7 protein-coding genes are annotated in these 11,555 nt (G+C 71.6%); 3 read left to right on the top strand and 4 right to left on the bottom strand.

Annotation, left to right across the window (positions count from 1 at the left end; genetic code table 11):
- Nucleotide 1 precedes the first annotated feature (1 nt).
- Nucleotides 2-1,435, bottom strand: coding sequence for a purine-cytosine permease family protein (locus tag ACFXKZ_RS46535; protein ID WP_380012435.1), 1,434 nt, complete (start codon nucleotides 1,433-1,435; stop codon nucleotides 2-4).
- An 87-nt stretch (nucleotides 1,436-1,522) separates the two neighbouring features.
- Here ACFXKZ_RS46535 and ACFXKZ_RS46540 point away from each other — a divergent pair, with 87 nt between their 5' ends.
- Complete coding sequence (locus ACFXKZ_RS46540) at nucleotides 1,523-2,161, top strand: TetR family transcriptional regulator (RefSeq protein WP_380012438.1); 639 nt, start codon at nucleotides 1,523-1,525, stop codon at nucleotides 2,159-2,161.
- 77 nt (nucleotides 2,162-2,238) lie between these two features.
- Nucleotides 2,239-3,279: an RNA ligase family protein gene (locus ACFXKZ_RS46545; protein WP_380012441.1), complete on the top strand. Its 1,041-nt coding sequence runs from the start codon at nucleotides 2,239-2,241 to the stop codon at nucleotides 3,277-3,279.
- A gap of 81 nt (nucleotides 3,280-3,360) precedes the next feature.
- On the opposite strand, the gene ACFXKZ_RS46550 is transcribed toward ACFXKZ_RS46545, so the two are convergent.
- The 3 genes from ACFXKZ_RS46550 to ACFXKZ_RS46560 all read right to left on the bottom strand — a co-directional run bounded on the left by ACFXKZ_RS46550 (nucleotide 3,361) and on the right by ACFXKZ_RS46560 (nucleotide 9,519).
- Entirely contained in the window at nucleotides 3,361-4,518 is a 1,158-nt protein-coding gene (locus tag ACFXKZ_RS46550) for a glycoside hydrolase family 19 protein (RefSeq protein WP_380012471.1), read from the bottom strand.
- Nucleotides 4,519-4,830: 312 nt separating this feature from the next.
- Nucleotides 4,831-8,706, bottom strand: a complete 3,876-nt coding sequence (locus ACFXKZ_RS46555; protein WP_380012444.1) for a phosphodiester glycosidase family protein — start codon at nucleotides 8,704-8,706, stop codon at nucleotides 4,831-4,833.
- Between the two features lie 300 nt (nucleotides 8,707-9,006).
- Nucleotides 9,007-9,519, bottom strand: coding sequence for a VOC family protein (locus ACFXKZ_RS46560; RefSeq protein ID WP_380012447.1), 513 nt, complete (start codon nucleotides 9,517-9,519; stop codon nucleotides 9,007-9,009).
- A 214-nt stretch (nucleotides 9,520-9,733) separates the two neighbouring features.
- On the opposite strand from ACFXKZ_RS46560, the gene ACFXKZ_RS46565 reads away from it, so the two are divergent.
- A complete protein-coding gene (locus tag ACFXKZ_RS46565; RefSeq protein WP_380012450.1) occupies nucleotides 9,734-11,098 on the top strand; it encodes a pyridoxal phosphate-dependent decarboxylase family protein in 1,365 nt (454 codons plus the stop codon).
- The last annotated feature ends 457 nt before the right edge of the window (nucleotides 11,099-11,555 follow it).

Genomic DNA, 11,555 nt, shown 5'->3' on the forward strand with positions numbered 1-11,555 from the left:
GTCACGCCTTGGAGATCGTGCCGGTCGCGCGGGCGACGCCCCAGTAGATCGCCGCGGCCGTGATCATCCCGGACGGGATGGCCAGGTCCACGTCCGCCATCGCCGCGGCGATCGGTCCGGTCCAGAAGCTGGTGTTCACCCACATCGCGGAGACGAGGCCGCCGCCGATCAGCGCGAGTACGCCCGCCGGGTGCACACCGCGGTGGTACCAGAAGGGCCCGCCGCGACGTTGTTCGAGCAGGTCGGCCCCGTGGTATCGATTGCGCCGCAGGACCAGGTCGGTCACCGCGACCGCCATCGCCGGACCGGTCGCCACGACCACGAGTTGCAACATCGTCTGCACGCTGTCGAGGAAGTCGACGACCAGGATCGCGTACAGCGTCATGGCGGTGCCGAGCACGCCGATGATCAGTACGGCGGGGATGCGGGCGAGCCGGACGCCGACGGATTGGATGGACAGGCTCGCGCTGTAGGCGGTCATGCCGTTGTTGGTCATCGTGTTGACCACCACCGCGATCACGAAGACGGGGATGAACCAGCCCGGCAGGATGCTTTCCAACGCGGCCTCGGGGTCGCTCATGTCCAGGCCGGTGGCGGCGAGGGCGCCCACGGTGGTGAAGACGACGCTGGGCAGGTACGCGCCGACGGCGGTCCAGCCGGCGATGGCGTACGGGTTGCTGTCGCGCGGCAGGTAGCGGGCCAGGTCGGGGCTGTTGGCGTAGGACAGTGGGGTGGAGGCGATGATGGTGAACCCCGCGCCGAGCGCGGCGGCGAGGGCGGCGCCGTGCAGCGGTTCGGCCGGCGTGTACGACCAGTCGGTCTCGGCGAGCACGTAGCCCGTCACCACGACGAACACCACGGTCAGGAACACGCTGAGCCCGGAGTACAGGCGCACGATCGTGGCGTATCCGTAGATCGCGATCAGGATCGTGCCGGCCGCGATGGCGCAGATCACCGCGGCGTCGACGGCCGAGTCGTCGGGCAGACCGTAGCGTGCGGCCAGGCCGATGCCGGCGACCGAGGCGGCCGACCAATTCAGCGCGAGGTAGGCCGCGGCGATCAGCCATCCGGTCAGGACCAGGACCACCTTGTTGCCCAGGACGCCGTACATGGCGCGTGAGATCACCGACCCGCTGGTGCCGGCGACGGGGCCGGAGGCGGCGATTACGCCGGTACAGATCCACAGCAGGTTGCCGGCGAGGATGAGCCCGATCGCCTGGACGAGGGACAGGCCCATGATGATCAGCGTGGCACCGACGACAAAGCTCAGATAGCTCACGTTCGGGGCGGCCCAGACCGCGAACAGCCGGCGGGGATCCCCGCCGCGCTCGTCGGCGGGGACCTGGTCGATGCCGCGCGTTTCCCGGTGCCCGGCGGATCCGGAACCGGGTATGTCCTGCGGTCTCGCGTCGGGGGTGGGCTTGGTGGTGGTCATCGGGGCCTCTCGGGGTCGGCCGGCCGAGCCGGTTATTGGCCGCATGGCCAACTGGCTAATGGTCGCACATCCAATAAGCTGTGGGCCATGGCGTCAAGACCCCAACCCACCCGCGTTCGCAAGCTGCCCGACGAGCGCCGCGCGGAGATCCTGCGCAGCGCCGCGCGGATCGCCCTCGAAGAGGGCCTGGAACGCATCACGCTGCGCCGGGTCGCCGACGAGTTGGGGGTGCGGCCGGGGCTGATCGGCCACTACTTCCCGGCCGCGGACACCCTGGTCGTCGAGGCGTTCACGGACGCGGCGACGAAGGAGCGCGACACGTTGTTGCCGGCGGACGAGGAGGGGCTGGCGCCGATCGACCGGCTGGCCCGGTTCCTGGTCCGGCTGGCCGACGGGACGTATCTCGACCTGAGCCGGCTGTGGCTGAACGCCCGTCACCTCAGCCGATTCAAGGAGGGCCTGCGCGACGCGGTCGGCGCGCAGGAGACGGTGACCCGTACCGCGCTCACCGCCCTGATCGAAGCGGGCGTCGCGGCGGGGGAGTTCGACACCGACGACGCCCTCGGTGCGGCCCTGCACATCCTGGTCACCGTCGACGGCCTCGGCTCCTACGCCAACGCCGACGCCGACGTCAAGCTCGACCACCCGGCGCTCGACGACATGGCGATCAGCACGGCGGAACGCGAACTCGGCCTGGAACGGGGCACGTTGCGGGCGCGACTTTGACGAGGGCGGCGGCGTCGGGCTTGTACCGGCCGTAAACCCGGTTGCCGGGCGCGGTGCGGGCGGCGGAGGATTTCGCCATGTCACAGGCCAGGTCCGGGGGTTCCGCGTTGCGGCCGTACCCGAAGATGTCCGCGAAGGCGCGGTCCGGGGCGGGCGGCGGGCGCGAGTGGGTGGCGGCGGAGAAGGTCCACGGAGCGCATTTCGCGGTGGTGTGCGACGGCTCCGGGGTGCGACCGGCCAAGCGGCGCGAACTGCTGTCCGACGAAATGCTGGACGACTTCTTCGGGGTCGCCAGGATCTGGCCCGGGTTGGCCGTGGGCGCGGCGCGGTTCGCCGCCGTGTTGCGGGCGGCGTGGGGTGAGACGGCCTCGGTGACCGTGTACGGCGAGCTGGCCGGTGGGTGCTACCCGCATCCGGACGTCCCGGCCGATCCCGCCTGCGAGCCGGTGCAGACCGGCATCTGGTACGCGCCCGACCTGCACTGGTTGGTGTTCGACGCGGCGGTGGAGACGGCGGACGGGCGGTGCTGGATCGCGGACCGCGCGTTGCGGGCGGGCGCGGCCTGCGCGGGGCTGCGCTGTGTGCCGGCGCTCGGGCACGGCTCGGCGCACTCGCTCGGGGATCTGTCGTGTGAGTTCGCGAGCCTGGTTCCGGGCCTGCTCGGGCTGCCGCGCATCGAGGACAACCTCGCCGAGGGGTATGTGCTCAAGCCGGCCGGGGAGTGGTGGGAGCACGATGGGGCCCGCCCGGTGGTCAAGGTGAAGCAGGACGGCTTCGCCGAGGACCGCCGCTTCGCCGGCTCCCGGCCGTACCTGGCCCCGCCCGAGGGCGCCGCCGGGGTGCCGGCGTGGTTGCTGGTCCGAGCGGCGACGCTCCTGACGCCGACCCGCGCGGCTGCGGCGGTGAGCAAACTCGGGCCCCGGGCGGCCCTCGACGCGGTGGCCGAGGAGATCTCCCGCGACGCGGCGGAGGAGATCGCCGACGAGGTGGGCGGCCTGTCGGATACGCAACTTCGAAGCCTGAGCCGGGCGTTGGAGCCGGGAGCCGGCGCGCTTGCCCGCTTCGACGCCGCCGAACGTGAGGGTGCGCGAGGGGGGCGCGGGCGCGGTTCGGGGTGAGTGTGCCGCACTTGTGCGGGCGGGCATGCGGGCGGGGCGCGGTGGGCCGAGTGCCGGTCCGCCGCGCCCCGCCCGTCGGGCTCAGCAGCTCAGGTTGTTCCCGGGTGTGGTGCCCAGGATCGACACGAACGACTGGTAGCTGTTGATCCGGCTCTGCACCTGTGCGGGATTGCCGCCGTTGCATTCCAACGAGCCGTTGATGCTGCGGATGGTCTCGCCGAAGCCCGCGCCGTTGACCATCGCGTTGTGCGGGGTCATGGTGCCCGGCCCGTTCTGGGTGTTCCAGTACCAGAGGCCGGTCCGCCAGGCGACGGCCGGGTCGTTCTGGACGAGGTTGGGATTGTTCAGCAGGTCGATGCCCAGCGCGTCACCCGCCGCCTTGTAGTTGAAGTTCCAGCTCAGTTGGATCGGGCCGCGTCCGTAGTAGGCGGCCTGGCCGGCGGGGCATCCGTAGGGCCGACCGGCGTCGCAGTAGTGCGGGTAGTTGGCGGTGTTCTGCTCGACGATGTAGACGAGGCCGCCGGTCTCGTGATTGACGTTGGCCAGGAACGCCGCCGCCTCCTGCTTGCGCACGGTGTCGCTGCCGGTCTTGGCGAAGCCCGGGTAGGAGCCGAGCGCGGCGGTCAGGCCGGCGTATGTGTAGAACGGGTTCCGGTTCGGGAACATGCGCTCGAACTGTGCCTGGCTCACCACGAAGTCGCCGGGGTTGCCGCCGTTGCCGCCGGTGCTGCCGTCGGTGGTGGATCCGGTGGTGGATCCCGTGGTGCTTCCGGTGGTCGATCCCGTGGTGGATCCGCCGCACGAGTACGGCTCCCAGTACCAGGTGCTGATCACCGGGTCGTAGCCCGGGTTGGCGTTCTTGGCCCGGTAGTAATTGCCGTTGGTGTAGCGCACCACGTCACCGACCGCGTAGGACCGGCCGGCCACCCAGTCCGGGTAGGTACAGGTGCCGCCACCGCCGGTCGTACCACCCGTGGCACCGCCCGTGGAGCCACCGGTGGTGCTGCCGCCGCCTCCGCAGGCGCCCTGGTCCGTCCAGACGTCGGCGGTTCCGGGGGTCTCGCCCTGGGTCCACCACTTGGCGCCCCAGTTGTGGCCGTTGTACGAGGCGGTGGCGCCGCCCGTGTAGACGGCCGACGCGTTCCATCCGGCCGCGCAACTCGCGGCGGCGGCGGTCGAGGCGAAGGGCAGCGCCGCCGCCCCCATGCCCACGATCGCGATGGCCAACAGGAACCCGATGATTCGTTTTCTCGCCATGGAAAGCCCACTCCCCGGCGCGCGAAACACGCCGCGCCTGATCGACGGAAGTACCGATGCGGGTACTTCGACTGCCGTGCCGGGACCGGCGCCTGCCTCGTTCGAGGCCCCTGGACGGGATGGTGCGGGGCTCACTCAATACCAGTGGTCTATACCAGTCAAGACTTTCGGTGCGATTGCCTGTGTGCGTCGGAACGGCCGCGTCCCGCAAGACCGTTGGTTGCGGTCGTGCGGGACGCGGGGTGGTGCGGTGTGTCTACCGGGTCCGATGCGGCAACCGCGGCGGGCGGGGGGTTACAGCGCGCCGCACTGGTCGGACTTCGGTCCGGAGACCTTGTTGGGGATACCGCCGTTGATGGGGGGTGGGGTGTTGAGGCGGCAACTCAGCGGGCCGGCGACGGTGTTGCCGGCGACTACCGTGATGCCCCGGTTGAGGCTCAGGTCGGCCGGGCCGCCGAGCCCGGACCACAGGAGCATGACCGGGCCGGTGCTGCCGCCGGCCGCGACCGGGCCGCCGACGGTGGTGTCGGTCAGGACGAGGACGGTCGCGCCCCGGGAGGAAATCGGCCCGGTGACGGTGGAGTTGGTGGCGATGAGGCCGGCGCCGGGTTGCACCAGGATCGGGCCCTTGACCGTGGCGTTGTCCAGGCAGGTGATGCCCGACGTGACGGCCAGGGGCTTGGCGGTGCTGCCGCGGATCGTGGTGGTGCAGGCGGCCGGGTCGAAGTCGCCGACCTTGACCGGCTGTTCGGCCTTGACGCCGCCGACCGTGACGGTGAATGTGGCCACGCCGGGGCGCAGGCCGGTCAGGGTGCCGTAGGCCGGGTCGTAGGCCGCGATCGCGCCGCGCGGCGCGGAGGCCGGCGAGCCGATGTGTACGCCGGTGCCGCCCCACTGGGCGGTGACCGGCCAGGCGACCGGGACGGTACGGCCGTCCTGGGCCATCGTGGTGGTGACCGGTTGGGTGTTCAGCACGCCGAGTGTGGCCGGGGCCTTGAGGGCGACCGACTCCGCGTACGGCTTGACCTCGGCGCGCAGCCACGCGGCGTCGTCGGTCGGCACCGCGAACGGGTCGGTGACGCGGCCCTTGGCGGGGTCGATGCCGAGCATGGTCCAGCCGACGAAGCCGCCGCGGTCGGGCTCGGCGGCCGGGCCCTTGCTCGAGTTGCCGTTGATCAGGTAGGGGACGCCGTCGACGCTCGCGGCGTGGAACGCACCGACGTGGCCGCTGACCATCGCCGCCGACTTGCCGCTGTCCACCCGGAACGCGCCGAGCCACTGCTCGACCATGCGGGCTTCCTTGCGGTCGCCGAGTTGGCTGCCCTTGTCCGGCAGGGGGTCGTTGGTGGGGTGGTGGTCGAACAGCAGCAGGCCGGTGATGTTCGGGTCCTTCGCCGCATCGTCCAGCGCTTTGCGCAGCCCGGCGACCTGCTCGAAGCCGCCGCCGCGCAGCGTGCCCATGGAGCTGTCCACGGTGACGAAGCGGGTGCCCTTGTGGTCGAACACCTTCGAGGTCTCGCCGAAGGCGGCCTTGAAGTTGGCGATGTTCCCGGGGCCCATCACCTCGTGGTTGCCCGGCACGTAGTGCCACGGGATGGTGCGGTTGGTGTACTGGTCGAACTCGTCGAGCAGCGTGCGGGCGAGCGCGAAGTCCTCGGGTGCGGCCTCGTCCACGAAGTCGCCGGTGATCACCATGAACTCCGGCTTGGCCGCGGCCACTTCGCGCAGCGTGCGGCGCGCGTCCCGCACCCGGTCGCTGTTCGGGTCGCGGGCCACGAACTGGGCGTCGGACATCACCGCCACGCGCAGCGGCTTGGCGTCGACGGTGCCGTTGGTGAGGATGACCGGGTCCTTGACGTACGGCTGCTTGGGCAGTTGTACGTCCGGCGGCACCTGGACCCGCAGGTCGCTCAGGCCGAGCCGGCCGGTGTACTGGCGGTCCGCGTTGGTCTCCATCAGCCGGAACCGCTGGAAGGTGAGTGGGTATTGCACCCCGGCCGGGACCGGGAACTCGACCTTTTGCCAGCCCTTCCAGGTGACCATCGGGGCGTCGAGGTTGGACACCACGCCCGCCGCCGTCCGGTACTGGATGCGCGGCCAGGCGCCGTTGCCGTCGCCCTCGATCCACATCGTGAGCGCGCGCGGCTGGCCGGGCAGGACGATGCCCTCGGGCGCGATGGCGTACTGGCCGCGCGTGCCGGTCGACTTGGTGAAGTCGTAGGCCAGGGACAGACCCGGCTTGCCGTCGGGCCCGGGCGCGGGGGCGACCGCGCCGCCGGGGGCACGGTCGTTGCCCGATTTCCAGGCGGCGGCGTTCGAGAAGTCGGCGAAGGACTTTTCGGTCATGCCGACGGTGACCGCGACGGCGGTCTCCAGTTTGCCGACGGTGAGCTTGAGGGTGGCCGAGCGGCCGTCGGCAAGCGCCTTGAGGTTCAGCGTGCCGTCGGGGGCGGGGGTGACCTCGACGATGCCCTCGCCACCGGTGACCTTGACGTCGGCGGCCTCGACGGGCGCCGCGTGGCCGGTGGCGTCGTAGCCGGTGACCGCCAGGTGCGCGGAGGCGCCGGGGGCGGCCAGGCCGACCGGGTCGTCGCCGGCGGTGACGCGCACGGGCTCGCCGAGCACGGTCAGCGGCAACTTCGCGTCCTCGGCGCCCTTGGCCTTGATCGTCACCGACGCCGGGCCGGGGGCGCGACCGGTCACCACCGCGTCGGTGCCGTTGCCGGCCACGGTCAGCTTCGCGGCGGTGTCCGTCGACCACTTGGGCTTGGGTACCGTGCCTTTGACCGCGCCGAACGACTCGTCGTGCGGCAGCGCGCGTACGATCCGGTGCAGCCCGGGGAACACCCGCACGCCCGTGTCGACCGTCGGGACCGGACGCAGCCGGAAGCCGCGCGTCTCGCCGGAGCCCGGGGTGGTGAACAGGCCCAGGCCGTTCGCCACCGGACGTTCGCCGCCGTTGTCCGACGGGCTGCTGATCACACCGGACTGCGCCTGTCCGGGCAGTCGCGCGACCATGTCGGCGGAGCCGCCGCCGTCCATGTTGAGTGCGTTGTGCGCGCCCATGTCCCGCATCAACACGGCCAGGTTGCTCAGGTTGATGCCCGGGCTGTCGGCCTGGCGACCGTCGATGGTGACCAGGTACATGCGCCTGCCGTCGGCGGAGAAGCCCACGGCGGTGCGGGCGTTGGGCTCGTTGCCGTCGTTCTCGCCGGACTCGGTCGCGACTCCGTCGCGAACCAGGACCTGGTAGCCGCCGACCGCGACCGCGACCTCGCCGAACGAAGCGCGCGGCTTGTAGCCGATGCCGACCGGGTCGCCGGCCTTCAGCTCGCGCAGCCGGTCGGCGTCGCCGTCGCGGCCGACCAGCAGCGTGGTGCCGTCGGCGATCGGCCCGCCGCCGAGCCGGTCGCGCACCGCGACGACGCGGCCCTCGCGGATCTCGACCTCGACCACGTTGCCCGAGCCGCCCGCGACATGCGCCAGGGACGCGTTGCCCCACGCCGAGGTGAACACGCCGACGCCGCCCTCGGGCAGGCCGTAGGTGTTGACGCCCGACAGCGGCACCTCTCGGCCACCGGGCAGTGTGGCGTTGCCCTCCAGGAACACCTGTGCCATCCGGGCCAGTCCGTCGGTACCGACGGTCACGGCCTGGTTCCAGCCCTCGATCGGCGCGTGGATCAGGCCCTTGTCGCGCGAGACGCCGGCGCCGAGCGGGGCCTCGGAGGCGTTCATGTCGAAGTAGTCGCCGTTGACGGCGGCCACCGCGCCCGCGTTGTGGGCCTGCTCGGACACGGTCTGCCGGGTTGTCACCTTGCCCGAGGACAGGTAGTCGACGCTCAGGCCCTTGGTGGTCAGGTCGGCGACCAAAACGTTTCCGCGGATCCAGCCGGCCCGGCCGATGCGGTCGAAGGACGTCCGGGTCAGGCCGGGCGCGATCGGGGTGACCTCACGGCGGGTGACGACGGACTCGCCGGGACGGTCGAGCACGAGGCCGTCGGCGGCGCCGCCGCCGCCCGCGTGCGGCTTGGCGGCGGTCTGCGGCGCCTCGTCGGCCAGGGCGGCGGGGGCGGTCGCGGTGAGGCCGGCGACGAGCAGGGTCGTCAGGGCGAGCGCGGCCGCCGCGGGGCGGGGGAGGGCGGGGCGTACGCCCATGCGGGGTGGTGACACGGGGACTTCAGCTCCTCAACGCATGCGAGGATCCACCGATCGGAGCACGGCGGCGTGGCCTCGCGCAATGGCTCGGCCCGGTCGGGAGCACCGGGCCACAGGCAGCCAATCGCGGTCGAGGGACCCGAATGCCACGTTCCGGTTAACCGGTTGTCGCCCGAGGGAGAACACCGTCCGCGACTCCGCAGGAATGGGGCGGATCGGGTGGAGCCGGGTGCGGGTGCGGGGCGGGGGCGAGGGCTGGGGCGTCGGGAGTGGGGTGGGGCGCGGGCGGGTGGCGTGGGAGCGGGCGGGGGTGGGTCAGGAGTCGGGTTCGGTCGTTCGCTCGGGGTGATCGGGGGCGGGGAGTTCGTTCGCGAGTTCCTGGAAGACGGTGATGTGCAGGTCGGCGGGTGCGTCGAGCCTGGAGTTCAGGGACTGCCACGGCGTGACGGTCGGGGGCGCGACCGGGGTGGCCCCCGCGTCGACGAGGCGATCGGTCACGGCCGGGCCGTCGGCGACCTCGAAGGCGACCCGGATCCGGGGCGCGACCTGGCGGCCGACCTCGACGTCGTCGATCATCCGCTTCTGCTGCGGGTTCGCGATCTCCAACGTGGCCCGACCGGCGTCGAGGATCGCGACACGGGCTCCGCCGTCCCCGGAATAGGCCGCCTCCTCGGGCAGGCCGAGGGCGTCACGGTAGAAGGCGAGCGCGGCGTCGAAGTCCTCGGCCTCGACTACGAGACGTAGTTGGCGTACGGGGTGTGACGGGGCCGGGGCCGGGGCCGGGGCCGGGGCCGGTTCCGGTGGCTGCGGGGCTTCGGGGTGGGGCATGGTCGTTCTCTCCCGGGGTGGACATGGGCCGAACGACCCCACTATTCCGACAGCCGCCCCGAAAGCCCCGGCAACGCGCCCGAAAAATCGGATCGTCATCACGGGGTGTGCGTGTATGTCGGGTGTCTCGAGTCTTGACCGGCCTTTTGCGCGCGGCCTAGCTTGTTTGGTGCCAAACAATCCTCGGAGGAGAACGAACGCCAAGGAGAGCGGTATGGATCTGCGCCACTGGCTCGAGGCCGCCGTGACATCCAACGAGCACTGGGCGGCGGGGTTCGGGTCCTACCGGGGCCATCCGGCCCTGGACGTGGACGACGAACGGTTCGCCGAGGTCTTCGCCACGTTCACCGAACGGCTGACGGACAACTACCCCTTCTTCCATCCGCGTTACGCCGGCCAGATGCTCAAGCCGCCGCATCCGGCGGCGGTCGTGGGTTACCTCGCCGCGATGCTGATCAACCCCAACAACCACGCCCTGGACGGGGGACCCGCGACCGCCGAGATGGAACGCGAGGTCGTACAGCAGCTCGCCGACATGTTCGGGTACGACACCCACCTCGGGCACCTCACCACCAGCGGGACCATCGCCAACCTCGAAGCGCTCTTCGTGGCGCGCGAACTCCATCCCGGGAAGGGCATCGCGTACAGCACCGAGGCCCACTACACCCACGGGCGCATGTGCGGCGTGCTCGGCGTGGAGGGACACTCCGTACCGGTGGACGACCTGGGCCGCATGGACCTCGACGCGCTGGAGGAACTGCTGCGGACCGGACGGGTCGGCACGGTCGTACTCACCGCCGGCACCACCGGCCTCGGCGCCGTCGAACCGATCCACGAGGCATTGGAGTTGCGCGAGCGGTACGGCGTACGGATCCATGTCGATGCCGCCTACGGAGGATTCTTCACCCTGCTCGCCGGGTTGCACGGCCCGGAGGGGCTGCCGGCCGCGCCGTGGCGGGCGATCGCCGAGTGCGACTCGATCGTGGTGGACCCGCACAAGCACGCCCTCCAGCCGTACGGGTGCGGTGCCGTGTTGTTCCGCGACCCCTCGGTCGGCCGGTTCTACCTGCACGACTCGCCCTATACCTACTTCACCTCCGACGAACTGCACCTCGGCGAGATCAGCCTGGAGTGCTCACGCGCCGGTGCGGCGGCGGCCGCCCTGTGGCTGACCTTCCAACTGCTGCCGCCCACCCGGGAAGGGCTGGGTCGGACACTGGCGGCCGGTCGGCGTGCGGCGTTGCGGTGGGCGGAGTTGATCGAGGGGTCCGACCGGCTGGAGCTGTACCAACCCCCGGAGTTGGACATCGTGAGCTACTTCCCGATCACCTCGCCGTACACCCTCGCCCGAATCGACGAGGCCGCCGCCCGCGTTCTGCACGAGGGCATGCGCGACAGCGACGACCCGATCTTCCTGAGCACACTCCGAATAGACGCCGCCCGCCTGACCACCCGCCACCCGAAACTCACCGCCGACGCGGACGGCGCCCGAATCCTCCGCAGCGTACTGATGAAGCCGGAGTCGGAGGACTACGTAGCCCACCTCCACAACCGCGTGGAGCAACTCACGGTCCGGTGAGGGGATATGGGGCGGGGACCGCACCGGGCGTGGTCGGGCGGGGCGGGGCGGTCGGGTCGGGTCGGTCGGGTCGGGTCGGGTCGATCCTTCGGCAGGGCTTTCCCGAGTGGGCCGGGTGGTTTCGGCACGGTTGACCTTTTGGTTGCGGGTGGCTGGTGCGGGGCTGGTCGGAGTCGATGGTGGGTCGCCGCCGGCGTGCGGGGCTCCGAGACCTGGGCCTCCCGACGAGACAGGCGTGTTGGTCGGCGGAAAAGCGGCCGGCAGCGGCGGGCGGGGTGGGTGCTGGGGTTGGGTTCGCCGGGCGTGCGTTTTTGAGTGCGCCGGGTGCTTCCGGCGGGCGTTGCGCCTCGGGGTGCGGGTGGCCGGTCCGGGGCTGGCCAGAGTCGGCGGGTGGGCCGCCGCCGGCGTGCGGGGCTCCGAGGCTCGAAGCTCGCGGCGAGATGGGTGTGTTGGTCGG

Source organism: Embleya sp. NPDC059237, from assembly GCF_042754105.1.
Classification (GTDB): Bacteria; Actinomycetota; Actinomycetes; order Streptomycetales; family Streptomycetaceae; genus Embleya.